Below are 17,857 nucleotides of genomic sequence, written 5' to 3'. Positions count from 1 at the left end.
GCGGGCCGTTCGCGCGCGGCATGGCACCCTTAGACCTGCGTAAGAGGTCGGTATACACGGACACGGGTTCGAGGAGCGGTCACAGTGCAGCGCTGGCGTGGCTTGGAGGACATCCCCGAGGACTGGGGGCGCAGCGTCGTCACCATCGGCTCCTACGACGGAGTCCACCGCGGTCACCAGCTGATCATCCGGCATGCTGTGGACCGCGCCCGTGAGCTGGGCGTTCCCTCCGTGGTCGTCACCTTCGACCCGCACCCCAGCGAGGTCGTCCGCCCCGGCAGCCACCCGCCGCTGCTGGCCCCGCACCACCGCCGCGCCGAGCTCATGGCGGACCTCGGCGTGGACGCGGTCCTGATCCTCCCCTTCACCACGGAGTTCTCGAAGCTGTCGCCGGCCGACTTCGTCGTCAAGGTCCTGGTCGACAAGCTGCACGCCAAGGCGGTCGTCGAGGGCCCGAACTTCCGCTTCGGCCACAAGGCCGCGGGGAACGTCGAGTTCCTCGCCGAGCAGGGCAAGGTCTACGACTTCGAGGTCGAGGTCGTCGATCTGTACGTGCGCGGTGAGGCGGGCGGCGGCGAGCCGTTCTCCTCCACCCTCACCCGGCGCCTGGTCGCCGAGGGGGACGTCGAGGGCGCCGCCGAGATCCTGGGCCGCCCGCACCGCGTCGAGGGCGTCGTCGTACGGGGCGCGCAGCGGGGCCGTGAGCTGGGCTTCCCGACCGCCAACGTCGAGACGCTGCCGCACACCGCGATCCCGGCCGACGGCGTCTACGCCGGCTGGCTGCATGTCCAGGGCGAGGCGATGCCGGCCGCGATCTCCGTCGGCACGAACCCGCAGTTCGACGGCACCGAGCGCACGGTGGAGGCGTACGCTATCGACCGCGTGGGCCTCGACCTGTACGGCCTGCACGTGGCCGTGGACTTCCTGGCCTATGTCCGCGGCCAGGCGAAGTTCGACTCCCTGGAGGCCCTGCTGGAGCAGATGGCCGAGGACGTGAAGCGCTGCCGCGAACTGGTGACGGCCGCAGAGTAGACATCCCTACGACGCCGAAGGGCGCCGGTGCCTCACAGGCACCGGCGCCCTTCGACCTTCGCGGCCAAGCGGCCCGGCCGAAGTCGGCTGCGGTTCAGCCGCGCGCATTGAGGGGCGCGGGGCTGTATCGATATGCGGCCGCGCGACCAGCCACGATGGCGCCGCAGACGATCAACGGCCCATCGCGGCTCCCCCGGCGGAGCGCTACCGCTGGGTCCAGCCCGGCGGCATGGCGCCCGGCTGCGGCGGCTGACCCTGCTGCGGGTCCTGGGGCGGCTGCTGCCAGCCCTGGCCCGGTCCCGGCTGCTGCGGGGGCTGCTGCCCCCAGCCCTGACCCGGCTGCGGGGCGCCGCCCTGGCCGTAGAGCTGCTGCTGGGGATCCTGCTGCGGGGGCGCGTACCCCTGCTGGGGCTGCTGCGGGTACTGCATGTTCGGGTTGCCGAAGCCCTGCTGGGTACGGGCGAAGTCCTCGGCGATGAGGGCCGCGAGATCGAAGTAGGCCTCGCGGGTCTTGGGCCGCATCATCTCGAGGTCCACCTCGGCGCCCGCCGCGAGGTGTTCGTCGAAGGGGATCACGACGACACCGCGGCAGCGGGTCTCGAAGTGCGCGACGATGTCCTCCACCTTGATCATCTTGCCGGTCTCGCGGACACCGGAGATCACGGTGACCGACCGCTGGACGAGATCGGCGAAGCCGTTCGCCGACAGCCAGTCGAGCGTGGTCGAGGCGCTGCTCGCACCGTCCACCGAGGGGGTGGAGATGATGATCAACTGGTCGGCGAGGTCGAGGACCCCGCGCATCGCGCTGTAGAGCAGACCGGTGCCCGAGTCGGTGAGGATGATCGGGTACTGCCGGCCCAGCACGTCGAGCGCGCTGCGGTAGTCCTGGTCGTTGAAGGTGGTGGAGACCGCCGGGTCCACGTCGTTGGCGATGATCTCGAGACCCGAGGGCGCCTGCGAGGTGAAGCGGCGGATGTCCATGTAGCTGTGCAGCTGCGGGATCGCCTGGACGAGGTCGCGGATGGTCGCGCCCGTCTCACGCCGCACCCGGCGGCCGAGCGTGCCGGCGTCCGGGTTGGCGTCGATCGCCAGGATCTTGTCCTGGCGCTCGGTGGCGAGGGTGGCGCCGAGCGACATGGTCGTCGTGGTCTTGCCGACGCCGCCCTTGAGGCTGATCACCGCGATCCGGTAGCAGGACATCACCGGCGTACGGATCAGACCCAGCTTCCGCTCCCGCTCGGCCGCCTCCTTCTTGGCGCCGAGCTTGAAGCGCGAGGGGGCCTGGTTGTTCTTGCGGGCCTTCGGCTGGTTGCGCAGCAGCCGGTCGGAGGAGAGCTCCACGGCGGCGTTGTAACCGAGCGGGGTCCCCGGCGCGGCTTGCTGCTGCGGGGGCGCACCCGGTCCGGCCTGCGGGCCGGGCGGGGCGGTCCAGCCCTGGTTGCCGTACGCACCGGGTTGCTGCTGCTGGGGCGGCTGAGGCTGCGGCGCCTGCTGCGGGGGCTGGGGCTGTGCCGGAGGCTGCTGCTGCGGGTAGCCGTAGCCCGGCTGCTGGGGCGGGTAGCCGTAACCGGCCTGTTCGGGCTGCGGCGGATAGCCGTAAGCGGCGGGCTGCGGCTGGGCCTGCGGCGGGGTGGGCTGCGGCTGGGCGGCCTGGGGCGGCTGCTGCTGCGGATAGCCGTATCCGGCGGCCTGCGGCTGGGGCTGGCCCGGCTGGCCGGCCTGGCGCGGGTCGGCCGGCGCCGGCTGTCCGCCCTGCGCCGGGTATCCGGGCTGCGGCTGGGCCGGCCCGAACGTGCCCTGCGGCGGCGCCTGGTGGGCCGGCTGCCCCGGCTGCGGCTGGGCAGGGGGCTGACCGGGCTGCTGTGGGTAGCCGTAACCGGCCGCGGCCTGCGGGTCCGGCTGCGGCACCGCCTGGCCGGGGTGTGCGGGTGCGAAGCCCTGCGGCAGCGGGGGAAGCCCCGGGGCGGCCTGGGGCGGGGTCGGGGCCTGCGCGGTGGGCTGCGGCTGGGCGACGGGCGGGGGCGGGGGAGCGGCGGGCGCCGCCTCGGCCTCCGGCTCCGCCTTCGCCGGGGCGGGGGAGTCCGCCTCGGGCGCCGGCTCTTCGGCACCGGCCGCGGACGCGGCGGGGGCAACCGGCTCCGGCTGGTCGCCGTGCGGCTCCTCCGGCTCGGCGTCGTCGTCGCCACCGCCGAACAGGCGCGCCGCCTCGGCGTCGGCGGCCGCGTGGTTGAGCTCGGCGTCCGGCTGCTCGGGGGCGGCCGCCGTCGGCACGCCCGCCGCCGGGGTGGCGGACTGCGCGTCCTCGTCGACCGGCTGCAGCACGGGGAAACCGGGCGCGGCGGCCGCAGGCGCGGCAGGCGCCTGCTGCTGCGGCGCCGCGGGCGGCGGGGTGGGCGTCGGCTGCTGGGGCGCGGCGGGCGGCTGCTGCTGCGGTGCCGCGAAGCCGCCCGAGGTGTCCTGGCCGGACTGGGGCGGCGCGACCGCGCCCGTCTGCTGGGGGTAGCCGTACCCGCCGGGCGTCGCCGCGGGGGCGGTGCCCGGCGCGGACTGCTGCGGCGGGAATCCATAGCCGCCCGTGCCCTGAGCCGGGGCGGGCTGCGCGGGCTGCGACGGCGGTGCGGGCTGCTGCGGTGCGGGCTGCTGCGGTGCGGCCTGGGCGGGCGGTTGTGCCGGTGCGGGGGCGGGCGGCGCGGGGCGCTGCGGTGTGACGCCTGGGGGCCCCGTGGGTGCTCCGATGGGCGGCCCGCTCGGCGGCGGCGGAGAGGTCCGCCCGCCGTCCTGCTGGCCACCGGACGAGGAGCCACCCTGCGTGCTCTGGGCGTACCAGGCGGGCGGCTCGTAGACGATTTCGAACTCGCCCGTGAGGTCCACCTCGTGATCGTCCCCGTCCGAGGAAGGGCTGCCGCCGTTGTACTCGGACCGATCCCTGTTCACTGCTTGCCTCCTGGTCAGCCACTGCTGCTGAGCTGGTCGTCGTCGCGGCCGGGCGGACCGAGTGGCGAGTCCCACGCGACTGCGATCGTCACCGCACCACCAGAAGCCTAATCACTCACATGGCGGGACGGAAAAGCCCCCATGGGTGCGAACTCAACAGCCTCACGGGTGCGGCCGGTTCGCACCGTTCGCACCCTTCCCCCGGTGACGACGACGCGTCAGTCCATCCTTCGGGCCACGCCGAGCAGGCCCGTCTCCGCGTCGGTGGGTTCGGTCATCACGAACTTGTGGTGCTTGCGGGTGCACCACAGGGCGGCGCCCTCGTGCAGTGCCGGCAGGTGCTGCAGATGCTCGTTCGGGACGCCCAGGGTGTCGCGTACGACCTCGATCTCCTGCGGCGAGATGCGCTGGATGCCGACCAGCTGCGCCTGAGCCAGCCAGCGCGGCGCGTGCTCGCTGACGTACGGCAGGACCGTCACCACGGCCTGCCACGGCACGGAGGTCACCCGCCCGCGCGGCGGGCGCACACCACAGTCCCGGATCAGCACCACCGGACTCGACACCGACGGCCCCTGCGCGGGCACCCGGCCCACCGGATAGACCGTCACACACTGCTGGCCGCCGCCCGCCGCCTGCGCCAACTGCTGCCAGACCTGCGGGCGTCCGGTCTCCACGCCCACCCGCGCGCCCGTCGCGGCGGCGCGCAGCGCCAGCACCTGGGCGAGCCACAGACCACCCACGAGGACGACGTCGAAGGCGGTCGGACGGGACAGCCCCAGCACCGCCGGCTGCGATTCCGGGTCGGTGCCGATGAGCACACCGTCGTCGCCGATGGGCATGCTGATCGCCGCGAGTTCGTCGGCGGTGACGACATGGCGGTTGCGGCGCGGCCCGCGCAGCCCGAACCCCGGGCTGACGATGCGCCGTTGCTGCTGCGGGGTCTCCGGCTGCCGGATGATCGGGATCATGCCGGTGTCGGTCGGCGAGGCCACATGGGCCGGCGTCGTACGGCCGGGGGTGCGGCCCTGCTGTCCCGGTGGCATGGTCTGCGGGGGGTAGGACATCAGTAGGTACCTCCGAGCGGCAGGGTGGCGAGGGCTCCGGGGACCTGTTCCCGGTCGAGACGGACCAGACCGGCCTTCGCGGCACTGGCGGCCCGCTCCAACTCCCGTCCCACCTGGCCGAGTTCACTGTCACCGCGGGCCGTGACCCGGATGTGCCCGCTGAGCGAGACACCCCGGTTGCCGGCCTTGCTCAGGGTCATGCTGAACGTCGTGGCGAGCACCGGCAGCGAGGTCAGCCGTGTGACCAGCTCGGGCAGCGCCACACCGCCGTTGCCCAACTGCGGCCAGCGGGAGACCCAGTAGGTCGCGTGGTACCGGTCGTCGACCCGCCAGGACTTCACCGCTTCGACGGTACGGCGCTGGGGCGCCCGTCCCTCCTGGCCGTGCTGCGCGTTGGCGCGCGGGTTGAGGCAGCTGGATGTGGCAAGGGCCTGCACCAGCTCGTTCTCGTCCAGGATGGTCGCCTTGAAACCGGCGCCCGCCAGCCGGCTGGACAGCTGGTCCGCCACCCGCAGCAGCGCCTTCTGCGCCCCGGGAACACCGTCCCCGCGCGCCTGCACCGCCTCCGGGCACAGCTCCGGGTCGAGCTTGAGGGCGACCCAGGTGAGCCGGAGCGCGGGCGAACCGACCTGCGCCTGCAGCGGTCCGTACGACCGCGCGGCGAGCGACTGCGCGGGCAGATGCGGCGCGGGCGCCGGCTGGGTGTGCTGCACGACCTGCGCGGAGGCGAGGCGGATCCCGTCGACCTCCAGGGCGTCCTGGACCAGCTTCAGCGGCAGCTGCCGGTGGGCCGCGGCGGGCCGCAGCGGCTCGTCGGCCGGCTGTACGAAGAGGACGGCGGTCAGGAAGGTCCCGTCGCCGATCATGCCGATCGCCCGGTTGTCACGCGACACGAAGTTGTACGTCCGCAGGGCCGGGTCGCACTCCACGACCGGCGCGAGCATCGCATCGGTCCCGGGCGGTACGGGCAGCTTGGCGTCGCGTCGGCGCTGCCGCATCGCGCGCGTCGTCTCGTACCACTCGGGCAGCGGACGCCGTCCCCTGCGCAGCACCGCCAGCAGAAGCAGCAGTACCGCCACGGCGCCGGCCGGGGCCAGCAGCCAGGAGGTGTCGGCGGCCCAGGCGGCCAGCATGACCGCGGCCGCGAGCTCCACCAGGATGAGCTGCTGCAAGCGCACCGGACCCAGACCGCCGGGGCGGGGCAGCGTGCGCGGCGACGCGGCGGCGGGGGCGGCAGGAACGGCCGGTGTACGACGTCTGTCGCCGGGCCCTCCCTGTTGCTGCTGTGCGCGGCGACCGCGCCGAGTGCTCGTAGCGCTGCTCATCCCCCGGGACATCCCTTTCGAGAACTATGTGGCCGCTCACCGGGCCATCACTGGGCCATGACTGGGCCCACAACATCCATATGGGCGGCTCACGGTACCCGCTGCGCAACAGCAGGCGACACACGGGACACCGAAACCCCAGGTGGCCAGCCTTTCACGGACCGGGCCCGCATGGTGAAGCGCTGTGGTGAAGCTCTGTGAAGATGCGGGGGCGGCCCAACACCTGGTGAACCGGCGTCCGGTGGCGCAGGGCATAGTAGGTGCCTGCGCGGCCGAAGCGGCCTTTGGAACCGGTCGAGCAGCACGAGCACGATCAAGTGCAGCAGTACAAAACGGGAGAAACGGGGACCATGGCAAAGCGTCAGGACGAGCTCGCCGCCTACAACTTCGCTCGCAAGCGCACCGTCGCGGCGTTCCTGGCACCGTCGCCGGGCGGCTCGGAGGAAGGCGCGCCGCGTCCCATGCGCACGGTGACGCCCAGCCTGGCGCTCGGCGTCGTCCTGGTGATCGGCTTCATCGCCTACGGCGTGATCAAGCCGGCGGCACCGGCGGGCTGGGACAAGCCCGGCGAGTACATCATCGTCGACAGCGACTCCACGACCCGTTACGTCGTCATCAATGACAAGACGTCGAACGGCAAGGAGGTCGCGACGCTGCACCCGGTCCTCAACTACGCCTCCGCCAAGCTCCTCCTCGACAAGGGGAAGGGCAGCGTCATCGAGGTCTCCGGCAGCGAGATCGACAAGAGCAACATCCCGCACGGCGCCACGATCGGCATCCCGTACGCCCCGGACCGCCTGCCCTCCAAGGACGACGCGGAGAAGGCGAAGACGTGGGCCGTGTGCGAGCGTCCGGCGCCGGGTGGCTCGGCCGACTCCATCGACCGCGCCGTCTTCGTCCTCAATGCCGACGACGCCAAGACACTGGACGATTCCGGCAAGGTCGACTCCTCAGAGGCGCTGTACGTCAAGGACAGCAAGACCGGAGCGCGCTACCTGATCGACCGCGACGGGACCCGTTTCCTGCTGGGTGGACCGGGGCTCAACCAGACGACCATGGCGCAGCTGCTCTCGGCCGTCATCGGTCAGTCGGCCGAGCCGCAGCCGGTGAGCCAGGAGTGGCTGGCCACTTTCAACAACGGCGGGTCCATCACGTTCCCGACCGTCCCGGACGCGGGCGGGACGACGACGGCCAAGGGCCTGCCCACCGGGGCGACCACGGTGGGCCAGGTACTGGAGTCGGAGGACGCGCAGGGCAAGCAGTACTACGTGGTCCTCCAGGACAAGGTCGCCTCCGTCACCCCGTTCGTCGCGGAGCTGCTCATGCAGTCACCCCAGGCCCGGGCGACCGGGACCACCAAGGTCCCCCAGAACGTCATCATCGCGGCCAACGGCGGCGCGCCGGACAAGTTCTACGCGGACAAGGGCTGGCCGGACACTGTCCCGCACCAGGCCAACCCCGCGTCCACCGCGAACGGCCAGGCCCGTACCACCTCCTGCAGCGTCTACGACGGCACCTTCGGTGCCGACAAGAAGCCGCAGCTCGCCGCCTGGGCCGGAACAACGTACCCCAAGAAGGTCGTCTCCGGTTCGGTGAGCGCCTACGTCTCCTCCGGCTCGGGCCTGCTCTTCAAGGAGCTCACGGGCGTCGCGGGCGGCGGCGGCGCGCAGTACCTGCTGACGGACACGGGCCTGCGCTACTCGCTGCCGTCGAACAACGACAGCGCGGCGAAGGGCAAGGTCGCCGGTTCGTCTTCCTCCGGCTCCGACGGGTCGTCGCAGAACGCGAGCGAGACGGACAAGGCGCGTACGCGCCTGGGCTACGAGGACATCACCAACCCCGCGCTGGTGCCGCAGACTTGGGCGGAGTTCATCCCCAAGGGCCCGACGCTGGACACGGGCAGCGCCTCGCAGGAACAGAGCCAGTGATCGTGCAACTCCTGTAGATGGGTCGGCTGGTTGCACTCGCCGACTGTCAACGGGCAGACGTACACAGGCACTTGAGCGCACCGGGGTTGTTGATCACAAGATGATCGCCCAAGTGTGTGAGCCGTGTAACTGATTGGTCTTGCCTGTGGATGTGAGACAGGCTGACGATAGAGTGTTTGCAGCGCTCAACGGTGCGAAGCTTCTCCGGGCAGCAACTAGGTTTCCCGGATCAGTCAACATGAACGACGACATGGGGGAAGGTCATCATGGCCGGCCAGTTCCGGGTAACAGAGGACGAACTCACCAAGCTCTCCGGTGACATCAGCACTGTCAACGGCCAGCTGCAGGGCGAGATCCGCCGTCTGAACGGCGTCATCGAGCAGATCGCCGGCGGCTGGAAGGGCCAGGCGGCCACGTCCTACCACCAGCTGCAGGAGCGCTGGAACCAGGACGCGAAGAAGATGAGCGACATCCTCAACGACATCAAGGAAGCCGTGGACTCCACGCGGAGCAACTACTCCGCGTCGGAAGAGCAGCAGAACTCCGAGATCAGCAAGATCATGTCGGACTTCGGCTGAGCCGTACCCCGGCTCCGACCGATCCACTGGGCCCGTGGGGTTCCACTGGGCCCATGAGGTTCCACTGATCCTGATCGATCCCGAACGACTTCCTAACGATTCTTCCTGAAAGGGAATGACGATGTCGATCCTCGTCAATTACGCAACCATCACCAACGCCTCCACGGACGTGCGTACCACCGCCGGCCGCATCAAGCAGCAGCTCGACGACCTCGAGGCCGCGGTCAAGCGCGTCGCCGCCACCTGGGAGGGCGAGGCGCAGGAGGGCTACCAGCGCAAGCAGACCGAGTGGGACAAGACGGCCCAGGATCTGCACAACACCCTCCTGAAGATCTCCACGGCGCTGCAGAGCGCCGCCGAGAACTACCAGGCCACGGAGAAGAGCAACGCCTCCACCTGGGGCTGAGCCGTCGGCGACCCGAGGCCTGAGGGACCTGAGATGAAGAGAATCGGCCCAGCCGACGCCACGGTGTCGGCTGGGCCGTCCTCTGCTTCGGGACCGTGCACAGCAAATTCAGCAAATCTTCACACTCGTCATCAATCTCCGCACTCGTCATCGGGACGTCCGGCATCGGTACGTCAGGAAGCCCTGGGGGCCTGAACATGAGGGGCCTGAACGTGGAGGGCCGCAGAGCCCGTTCGCGTAGCCGCAACGACCGCAACAGTGGAACCCGCGCACTGCAGCGGGTTTTTGGCGTGCTTGCGGTGACCGGGTTGTGCGTGGTGTCGGCACCGCCGGCCTTCGCTTCCGACGGCCCTGCCTCCGGCGGCGCGAAGTTCGGCCTGGCGGCGAGCACGGAATGCGTCTTCGGCGGCGACGTCATCAAGTCCACGCCCTGGTCCCTCCAGCGGATCCTGCTGGACCAGATGTGGGGGCAGGCGACGGGCAAGGGCGTGACGGTCGCGGTGATCGACACGGGCGTGGACAGCTCGAACCCGCAGCTTCGGGCTGCCATGGCCGGCGCCGGCAAGACCTATGTCGACGGTGCCGCGAACAAGGACATCGAGGGCCACGGCACCCGGGTGGCGGGCATCATCGCCGCCCGTCCGATCAACGGCACCGGCTTCGAGGGCATCGCGCCGGACGCCAAGATCGTCTCCTACCGCTACACGGGCGGCGAGAACAAGCAGGGCAACTCGAAGACCATGGCCCAGGCGATCCATGACGCGTCCGTCTCGGGCGCGAAGATCATCAACATCTCCTCGGACACCGCGGACAAGCAGGACAACCAGCTGCTCCGGGACAGTGTGGCGGCGGCCGTGAAGAGGGGCGCCCTGATCGTGGCGGCGGCCGGCAACGACGGAGCCGACGGCAAGTCCGCGAACACCTACCCGGCGTCGTACCAGGGCGTCCTGGCGGTCGCCGCCTCGGACCGCAACGACGAACGCGCCTACTTCTCACAGGCAGGCGACTTCGTGGACGTCGCGGCACCGGGCGTCGACATGGTCTCGACGGTCCCGAAGAAGGGCCAGTGCACGGCCGACGGCACAAGCTTCGCGGCACCGTATGTCGCGGGCGTCGCGGCCCTGCTGAAGCAGAAGCACCCGGGCTGGACGGCGGATCAGATCGCCACACGCATCGAGGAAACGGCCCAACGCCCGGGCCGCGGCCCCAACCGCTACATCGGCTGGGGCGTGATCGATCCGGTGGCGGCGCTGTCGGACACCTCGACGCCGGGTGCCTCACCAACTCCGGACCCGGTGGTGAAGGCCGGCTCTGGCGGGGTCGTCCCCATGGCGGTGACGATGGGCGAGAGCGAGGCGGAACGGGAGCGCCGAACGGCCATCTATGTGGTGGGTGCGGGGCTCGCGGCGGTGTTGGTGGTTGCGGGGAGTGGGGTGGCTGTGCGGGACTGGCGGAGTCGGCGGGTTGGGCGAGTTGGGCGATGACTGGTCAACTTGGGCACCGTGCGGGTGCTGAGAACTTGAGAAACAGGGGAGAGGACAACGGGGTATGAGTGACGGAATGCGGGTTGATCTGAGCGCGCTGGATGAGGTCATCCGCAGGCTCTGGCGTCTACTCGATGACATGGAGAAGGCCGGCAACACCTCGAAGTACGAGACGGAAATCCCAATCAATGCCTTCGGGCAGGTTTCAGGGGATTCTTGCGTGTTCGAGGAGGCTCGGGAACTGCACGGTGCTCATGGTGACATGAAGGCCAAGATCGAGGCGATGATTAAGAGTCTCCACGGGTTGATCGACGACTTCAGCACGAAGACCTCGAAGGTCCGGGACAGGTACAACGACGGGGAGCACGAGATTAAGCATGGCATGGGCGGCGACTCGGGTGGCTCCGCCAAGGGCCAGTTGGCTTCTGATTAGTCGAGTTCAGAAAACAGCACTGACGAGGGGAGTGGGGAATGCCCGATAGGTGGCAGGATACCCCAGCTGGCCAGCAGGCCCAGGAAAAACAGGAAAAAGAAGAGAAGGCAGAGAAGCAGAAGGAGCATGACCGGCTCATCGAGTCCGACACGGTCAAACGCCACGGACAGGCCGTCGATCGCAAGGACTTCAAAACGCACTTCATGCAGTACTCGGTCAACGGTCTTCGTAAGATGATCTTGAGCTCCGACCCGGGAACGATCGCGACGGTCGGCGACCACTGGAAGAGCGTCCATAAAATCCTTTCCGGCGGCGATGGGGATGGCAAGACCGGCGCCGTGGACACACAGCCGGCCAACGGCAGCATCGCCGGGGACCTTCAAAAAGCCGTCGACGATGTCCTGGCACACTGGGAAGGCCAAGCCGCCGAAGCCTTTAAGCGCAAGGCAGGCGAGATCGGTGTCCAGATTCGGAACGGTGCTGCACACGCCAATTTCACGGCAGAGCAGCTCTTCGCAATCAGCACAGACCTCGACAATGCTAAGACGCAGATGGAGGGCATTCACGAACCATCCACGCTTGAGAGCGCGGGTGACAGGATGAATGACGATGGTCGCGATGACACCCAGGCCATGAAAGACCTGGCTGCGGGTGTAAGCGCCGCCACTGTTGCCAAGGCGAACGAGAAGAACTTGTCGCTGGGGATGGAGCGAAAGCTTCAGGCCATAGGTGTCATGGAGACCTTGGCGACCAACTACAAGGTTTATACGCAGAACCTCCAGAGTGGGGGGACCTATAACCACAGAGATCCCGTCACTCCTCCGAAGAATGACGTGACGATGCCTCCCCCGGTCACAGTACCGAGTGGTTCGGCTGGGGGGCCGAGTGCGGGGCGTGTGGCTAACAAGCCGTGGAGCGCTGGTTCGACAGCCAGCATCAAGCCAGCCCCCACGGTCCCGCGCGACCCGGGCATTAAGGGAGGCTCGCAGCTTCCGACAGCCAGCTCGCAGCTTCCGACGGCTAAGACAAATGTGGACAGCATCTCTCCTGGCCTCTCTGGGACTGGTTCCGGCACAGGTGTTGGCGAAGCTGGCGTCGGTGGTGGCGGCGGCCTCGGTATCGGTGGAGCACGGAGCGCAGGTCTCGGGGTGCCTGGCGGAGCTGCTGGCCTTGCGGAGGGGTCTGCTGGCGGGCTCGGGGCCCTAGCTGGTCGCGGTGGTTTGGCTGGCGGCGCGGCAGCGGGCCGTGGTGCTGGAGGGCGAGCCGGTATGGGCGGCATGGGTGGCGGAGGCCTCGGTGCAGCTGGCCGAGGTGGTGCCAGCGCTGGAGGTCGTGGGGCCCTCGCAAGGGCCCGAGGCGGTGTGGTCGGTGCGGCCAAGGGAGTCGGCAAGGGCGCCGGCGGCGGAGCAGGCTTGCACGGCAGCCGGGGTGGAACCCAGGCCGGTGCAGCTGGAGCAGGCGGCAAGGACCGCCGTAAGAAGGAGAGCAGCCAGGGCGACCGCCCCGACTACTTGGTCGAGGACGAAGAGACCTGGATCTCGGAAGAGGACCGCAACCGGAACGTACCGCGGACTATCGAGTAAGCACGTAAGAGGGCAGGACGAAAAGTCTTCGTTTGCCCATATATAAAGGCTGGCGTCCCAGCCTTAGCTAAGTGAGGAGCAAGGAATTGGGTTTCAAGCGAGTCTGGTCCACGACGGGAGTCGTGGCGTTGACAGGGGCCTTGCTCCTCACTTCAGCTCCCATTGCCTCAGCGGATTACATCCGCGACAAGCAGTGGGTCATTGATGTCATGAACTTCAAGAAAGTCTGGTCAGAATCGCAGGGGCAAGGCGTCACGGTGGCCGTCGTCGATACTGGAGTAGACGGTAGTCATCCCGATCTGGCTGGGCAGGTGTTGAAGGGTAAGGACGTCACCCAAAGCGGTGGAGATGCCCAAAATGACACTGACGGTCATGGCACTGGAATGGCGAGTCTTATCGCTGGTCACGGACACGGGGCGAATAGTTCCTCAGGCGTGATCGGGTTGGCGCCGAGGGCGAAAATCCTTCCCATCAAAGCTGCCAAAAGTGACAAATTTGATGACGCCCAGTGGGCGGAAGGTGTCCGATATGCAGTTGATCAAGGTGCAGGCGTGATCAATCTGTCATTTGGTGACTCTCTTGCTACGCCGGGTTCTCAGGGTGCCGAAGCCATCAAGTATGCGCAGCAACATAACGTTGTTGTGGTGGCGGCAACGGGAAATGAAGGACAGCCAGAGCTATCGTACCCCTCTAAGCTTCCGGGTGTGGTTGCTGTCGGCGCAGTTGATGAATCTCTAAACCTCTGGGATGGCTCTAATACTGGCGCAGGCGTGTCGTTGACAGCCCCCGGCGTCAAGATTTTGGAAGCAGACCCTAGTCAATCCAGTGGTTATTCACAGGGGACGGGCACATCGGATGCTGCCGCATACGTCTCCGCTACAGCGGCCCTGATCCGCTCTAAATACCCTAACCTCACTGCAGGCCAAGTTATCAATCGCCTGATCAAATCGGCGACGTTTCTCAACCATGACGTCAAGAAGGTGCCTGACGAGCAATACGGATACGGCATCATTCGACCGTATGCCGCGCTGACACGGAACATTCCCAAGGGTCCCGAGCAAGGTCCGCTAGTCCAGGCCGCGCCATCTAAGTCGACGAATTCCGGCAACGCTTCCGAGAGCAACGGCAACGCGACGCAGGCCAAGAAGAAGGATTCGTCTTCGGGTAGCGTCCTCCTCATTGCAGGCATCGCTGCCGCAGTAGTCGTCATCGGAATTCTCTTCGCGGTAATCCGTAGCCGCCGCAACCGCGGCAATGGCGGTCCCGGACCCGGCGGCGGAATGCCCCCTCAGGGCACGGGCTACCCGCCCCAGCCCCCGACGGGCTACCAGCCGTACCCCAACACCCCTCCCAACCAGGGCTACCCCACGCCTCCAGGCCAGTCCCCGCAGCACCCCAACCCGTACGCCCAATAGCCCCCACACCAAGGGCAGTAAGTGTGCTCCCAGAATCAGCCCGCGATATCTGCTGTGGCGTTGACGACCAGACACGTCTGAACTCGTGCTGTGACTGTTCGTCAGTCCCTCTGATCTAAGGGACCAGCTGTTTTGACCGCCCGCTGCTGCGCACTCATCTGCGGTGATCGCGCTGAGGCAACGGCCTCAAGAGGGCGGCGGCCGTTCTCCGGTTCCGTGAGAAAGGATCGGCCGCCCGGGCCACATGCTCCCCGCTACCAGTGATCTCTCGACCCGCTGGTGTTGCGGACCTGCTCAGTGGTGATTGCCTGGCCTGCGCTGTTGACGTCCGACGTGCCAGGCAGGAGGCGTTTCTGTGGAGCAGACACACACGGCAGAGCCTATTTCAGCGAGGAAATCCGTACGGCATGATTCGCGTGGTAGCCATTTGCTGATACATGCCAACCCAATGACGGATCGTAACTTATCTGGAGAGAGCAGTTGGGAATCAAGCGGATCTGGTCCTCTGTGGCGATCGCTGCATTGACTGGAGCCTTTCTCCTCAGCTCGGCCCCCACTGCCTCGGCAGACTATGTCAGAGACCAACAGTGGGCCCTGAACGTTTTCTCAGTGAAAGATATATGGGCTGAGTCTCAGGGTGAGGGTGTCACCGTGGCTGTTGTAGACAGCGGCGTGGATGCCAATCACCCTGATCTGACCGGACAGGTGCTCAAGGGTAAGGACTTCACCGGCGGAGGGAACGCCCACGAGGACATCGTGGGTCATGGCACTGGAATGGCGAGCCTTATCGCTGGGCACGGCCACGGTGCGGGAAGCGAGTCCGGCGTGAAGGGACTGGCCCCGAAGGCGAAGATTCTGCCGCTGCGCACCCTTCAAACGAGAGCCGACAGAAATCTGGACGAGACATGGGGCGCTGCCGTTAGATATGCCGTTGACCACGGCGCAAAAGTCGTCAATCTCTCGTTTGGCAACGATGGCGGCAAGACGCTGCTCGATGGCCGTCAAGCGATTGCATACGCGCAAGCGCACGATGTCGTGGTCGTTGCAGCTGCGGGAAACGATGGGTCTACTGCTGTATCCGAACCCGCAGCACTGCCCGGTGTTGTAGCCGTCGGTGCCGTCGATAAGAACGCGAACCGCTGGGATGGTTCCAATAGCGGGAAGGGGTTGACCCTCATGGCTCCCGGCGCTGACATTGTCTCCGCGAACAGTAATCGATCGCCGAAATACGGCGTGTCTGACGGAACCTCAGACGCAACTGCTTATGTATCCGCCACCGCTGCTCTGGTACGCGCCAAATACCCCAACCTCACCGCCGGCCAGGTCATTAATCGTTTGATCAAGTCGGCTTCGTTCCTTCATCACAAGGGCTTGAAGGCTCCGGATGAAGAATATGGCTACGGCATCGTACGCCCCTACAAAGCTCTCACAATGAGTATCCCCAAGGGTGCTAGAGGGAATCCGCTCGGGCACATTCAACTGGCTGGAGAGGTGCCCGGGGGCAACGACAGCGCAGCGAACCAACCGGAGAACCAGAACGGATCTTCCTCAATGGGTGCAATTGTCCTTCTCGTCGGCATTATCGGCTTCGTGGCTGTCATCGCCGCGGTTACCGTCGTCGTCGTAACTCGCAGTCGTCGTAAATCGATGAATGGCGGCCTTCCCGGCGGGACTTACCCGCAGAACATGGGCTATCCGCCCCAGCAAGTGATGCCTCCCGCCGGTCAACACCAGTATCCCGCGACACCCCCCAACCAGGGCTACGGGTACCCCACTCCTCCTGCTCAGCCTCCGCAGCACCCCAATCCTTACACCCAACAGCCCCCGTATCAGGGCCAGTAGCTCTTCATTTGCTTCGGGTGAGGTGATGATTATGGATCGCGGCAGCGCAGCCGGCTTCCTCTCTCCCCGACCTGAACGCTGAATGCACTGCAAATCGTCTGCTCTCGTGACCTCGCTCTTGCACCTACACATCGCTCAAGGAGCCATTTGATGGGGGACTACTTCAAGACGGATACAGATCAGCTGGGGCAGTTCCTCAAGACCCTTGAGGGGTGCATCAGGGATCTGGACGAGGCCCGGGCAGCTTTGGCTCACGTCCGCGCTGACCAGATCGGGACTCAGCGTCTCGACGAAGCCTGTGACGGTTTCCAGGAGCGCTGGAAGTACGGATCGGAGCAGACCAAGAAGATGGTCGAGGCCGTCAGCGAGGGCGTGAAGTCCAACAAGAAGGCGTACGAGGAAGTCGAAGAGGCCCTGGAAAAGGCCTTCAAGAACATTGAAGCACAGGGAACCTCGGGGCAGAAGGGCGCAAAGTAATGGCGGCGAACCCGTACCCCCACCTCGGTTGGAATCCCGTGCCGGGCATCCCGAGTGAGGTCAACGCCCTGAGACAGAAGGTAGCTTCGGCCGCCACCGCACTGCGCAGCTGCCACACGCAGCTCGACAAACTGATCGGTGAAAGTAGCTATTGGCAGGGCGATGCAGCGAAGGCGTTCCGGGATGCCATCGACGGTGAGTTGCCGACGTACATCAAGAATGCAGCTCGCTCATTGGAGAAGGCTGCGGCCCAACTGGGGATATGGGACGGCGATCTGACGTCCAACCGCGATTTGGCACAGAAGTACGACGCTGCCGCGGCCGAGAAAAAGTCTGCAGTTGTGTCGGCCAAGGAACGTCATGCGCAGGCCGAGAAGCATCCGGACCTGAGGCTGGCCGGCCAACAGTTCCCCACGCAGGAGGAAGCTGACGCAGCGACTGCGCGGTTGCGGGCGGCTGAGCGCAGCCTCAATGAAGCGACCATCGCGCTGAACAACGCTAATGGCGAGTACAACGACATCATCGCCAAGGCGGAGGCGCTGGAGCACACGCACACAGACAACGCCGAGGCGGTCGCTAAGTCACTCGACGATGCCACGGACAAGCTGGCACCGAAGGAACCTGGCTGGCTGAGCAAAGCCGTAGATGCCATTTGGGACGGCATCAAGGCCACTGGCGACTTTCTGCTGGAACACGCCGGAACCATCGGTGCAATCGCTGGACTGCTGGCGCTCTTCCCCACGCCGCTCACACCGCTGTTCGCCGGTATCGCGCTTGTGGCGAGTGCAGCGTCCATGTCCAAAAACCTGTCAGATGCGAAGTTCAGAAGCGATCTGTTCGGCGGCGGAAGCGGTATGGACATGTTCTCGGCCTGGGCCTCTGTTGCCGGTGACGCCGTGGGGATGATCCCGGGAGGAACAGCCCTAGCGGCGGCAGGACGGGAAGTGGCCGACGGGGTCAGCATGGCAGGCAGGATGGGTGTAGCCGTGTCGCGCAGCGAAAAAGCAGGTGCTTTTGTCAAAGAGATTGTTCCTGCCTTCTCGAAGGACGCCACGGAGGGAACCGCCGATGCGTGGAGTGCTGCACGGGAGAGTGCTGGTGGGTCGGCCAAGTTGATGGGCTCCATCACGGCTGGCGGTCTGAATGTTGCGGCGAATTTGGTGTCCTCTGCCGAGAGTATGGGAATGGTTTCTGGGGGCGACGCGACAGACAATGCCGTTAACAGCACGACGGCTGCTGCCACGATGCGCGATATCGCAGAGCTCGTGGGATGGGCGTAGAGAAAACAGCACGAGCTTCTGAAGGGCAGATTGCACAGTGAATGATGATGTCGCCGGGCTAGAAACTCAATCGAAG

14 protein-coding genes are annotated in these 17,857 nt (G+C 66.8%); 10 read left to right on the top strand and 4 right to left on the bottom strand.

The genetic code is table 11. From position 1 onward, the window contains the following. Nucleotides 1–84 precede the first annotated feature (84 nt). A complete protein-coding gene (locus ACFY1U_RS46255) occupies nucleotides 85–1,032 on the top strand; it encodes a bifunctional riboflavin kinase/FAD synthetase (RefSeq protein WP_390700098.1) in 948 nt (315 codons plus the stop codon). Nucleotides 1,033–1,236: 204 nt separating this feature from the next. Here ACFY1U_RS46255 and ACFY1U_RS46250 read toward each other — a convergent pair whose 3' ends face one another. From ACFY1U_RS46250 to eccE, 3 genes are all read right to left on the bottom strand, one after another. Then, nucleotides 1,237–3,966: an SCO5717 family growth-regulating ATPase gene (locus tag ACFY1U_RS46250; protein WP_390700097.1), complete on the bottom strand. Its 2,730-nt coding sequence runs from the start codon at nucleotides 3,964–3,966 to the stop codon at nucleotides 1,237–1,239. A 218-nt stretch (nucleotides 3,967–4,184) separates the two neighbouring features. Beyond that, nucleotides 4,185–5,030 carry a hypothetical protein gene (locus tag ACFY1U_RS46245; RefSeq protein ID WP_390700096.1) on the bottom strand — a complete coding sequence of 282 codons (846 nt, stop codon included), beginning with the start codon at nucleotides 5,028–5,030 and terminating at the stop codon, nucleotides 4,185–4,187. Then, nucleotides 5,030–6,355, bottom strand: a complete 1,326-nt coding sequence (eccE, locus tag ACFY1U_RS46240; protein ID WP_390700095.1) for a type VII secretion protein EccE — start codon at nucleotides 6,353–6,355, stop codon at nucleotides 5,030–5,032. Before eccE ends, ACFY1U_RS46245 begins: the two co-directional genes overlap by 1 nt. Nucleotides 6,356–6,705: 350 nt before the next feature. Between eccE and eccB the strand changes: the two genes are divergently transcribed. The 5 genes from eccB (at nucleotide 6,706) to ACFY1U_RS46215 (ending at nucleotide 11,184) form a co-directional block, all read left to right on the top strand. Beyond that, nucleotides 6,706–8,283, top strand: a complete 1,578-nt coding sequence (eccB, locus tag ACFY1U_RS46235) for a type VII secretion protein EccB (RefSeq protein ID WP_390700094.1) — start codon at nucleotides 6,706–6,708, stop codon at nucleotides 8,281–8,283. 266 nt (nucleotides 8,284–8,549) lie between these two features. Continuing rightward, nucleotides 8,550–8,861, top strand: a complete 312-nt coding sequence (locus ACFY1U_RS46230; RefSeq protein WP_115905532.1) for a WXG100 family type VII secretion target — start codon at nucleotides 8,550–8,552, stop codon at nucleotides 8,859–8,861. Between the two features lie 115 nt (nucleotides 8,862–8,976). After that, complete coding sequence (locus ACFY1U_RS46225) at nucleotides 8,977–9,267, top strand: WXG100 family type VII secretion target (protein WP_115905531.1); 291 nt, start codon at nucleotides 8,977–8,979, stop codon at nucleotides 9,265–9,267. 290 nt (nucleotides 9,268–9,557) lie between these two features. Next, a complete protein-coding gene (gene mycP, locus ACFY1U_RS46220; RefSeq protein WP_390700093.1) occupies nucleotides 9,558–10,751 on the top strand; it encodes a type VII secretion-associated serine protease mycosin in 1,194 nt (397 codons plus the stop codon). A 64-nt stretch (nucleotides 10,752–10,815) separates the two neighbouring features. Further along, nucleotides 10,816–11,184 (top strand): hypothetical protein, encoded by a 369-nt coding sequence (locus ACFY1U_RS46215; protein ID WP_390700092.1) that lies wholly within the window; start codon nucleotides 10,816–10,818, stop codon nucleotides 11,182–11,184. Here the strand turns inward: ACFY1U_RS46215 and ACFY1U_RS46210 are convergent. Then, nucleotides 11,181–11,987, bottom strand: a complete 807-nt coding sequence (locus tag ACFY1U_RS46210) for a hypothetical protein (protein ID WP_390700091.1) — start codon at nucleotides 11,985–11,987, stop codon at nucleotides 11,181–11,183. The genes ACFY1U_RS46215 and ACFY1U_RS46210 overlap by 4 nt on opposite strands. Before the next feature lie 851 nt (nucleotides 11,988–12,838). Here ACFY1U_RS46210 and mycP (ACFY1U_RS46205) point away from each other — a divergent pair. From mycP (ACFY1U_RS46205) to ACFY1U_RS46190, 4 genes are all read left to right on the top strand, one after another. After that, nucleotides 12,839–14,182, top strand: coding sequence for a type VII secretion-associated serine protease mycosin (gene mycP, locus ACFY1U_RS46205; protein ID WP_390700090.1), 1,344 nt, complete (start codon nucleotides 12,839–12,841; stop codon nucleotides 14,180–14,182). A gap of 507 nt (nucleotides 14,183–14,689) precedes the next feature. Further along, nucleotides 14,690–16,024, top strand: coding sequence for a type VII secretion-associated serine protease mycosin (gene mycP, locus ACFY1U_RS46200; RefSeq protein WP_390700168.1), 1,335 nt, complete (start codon nucleotides 14,690–14,692; stop codon nucleotides 16,022–16,024). A gap of 150 nt (nucleotides 16,025–16,174) precedes the next feature. Further along, on the top strand, nucleotides 16,175–16,501 hold the full coding sequence (locus tag ACFY1U_RS46195) for a hypothetical protein (protein ID WP_390700089.1): 327 nt from the start codon (nucleotides 16,175–16,177) through the stop codon (nucleotides 16,499–16,501). Beyond that, the gene (locus ACFY1U_RS46190) at nucleotides 16,501–17,781 is read left to right on the top strand and encodes a putative T7SS-secreted protein (RefSeq protein WP_390700088.1); all 1,281 of its coding nucleotides are present in this window, start codon (nucleotides 16,501–16,503) and stop codon (nucleotides 17,779–17,781) included. Before ACFY1U_RS46195 ends, ACFY1U_RS46190 begins: the two co-directional genes overlap by 1 nt. Nucleotides 17,782–17,857: the final 76 nt, after the last annotated feature.

Source organism: Streptomyces sp. NPDC001351 (assembly GCF_042896045.1).
Classification (GTDB): domain Bacteria; phylum Actinomycetota; class Actinomycetes; order Streptomycetales; family Streptomycetaceae; genus Streptomyces.
This window is presented reverse-complemented; position numbering and strand designations above follow the sequence as displayed.

What these genes read in the sequence shown, in the direction of transcription:
- ACFY1U_RS46230 (WP_115905532.1), top strand. Translation starts at nt 8,550, where the DNA reads ATGGCCGGCCAGTTCCGGGTAACAGAGGACGAACTCACCAAGCTCTCC.
- ACFY1U_RS46245 (WP_390700096.1), bottom strand. Translation starts at nt 5,030, where the DNA reads ATGTCCTACCCCCCGCAGACCATGCCACCGGGACAGCAGGGCCGCACC.
- eccE (WP_390700095.1), bottom strand. Translation starts at nt 6,355, where the DNA reads ATGAGCAGCGCTACGAGCACTCGGCGCGGTCGCCGCGCACAGCAGCAA.
- eccB (WP_390700094.1), top strand. Translation starts at nt 6,706, where the DNA reads ATGGCAAAGCGTCAGGACGAGCTCGCCGCCTACAACTTCGCTCGCAAG.
- ACFY1U_RS46215 (WP_390700092.1), top strand. Translation starts at nt 10,816, where the DNA reads ATGAGTGACGGAATGCGGGTTGATCTGAGCGCGCTGGATGAGGTCATC.
- ACFY1U_RS46195 (WP_390700089.1), top strand. Translation starts at nt 16,175, where the DNA reads ATGGGGGACTACTTCAAGACGGATACAGATCAGCTGGGGCAGTTCCTC.
- ACFY1U_RS46190 (WP_390700088.1), top strand. Translation starts at nt 16,501, where the DNA reads ATGGCGGCGAACCCGTACCCCCACCTCGGTTGGAATCCCGTGCCGGGC.
- ACFY1U_RS46225 (WP_115905531.1), top strand. Translation starts at nt 8,977, where the DNA reads ATGACGATGTCGATCCTCGTCAATTACGCAACCATCACCAACGCCTCC.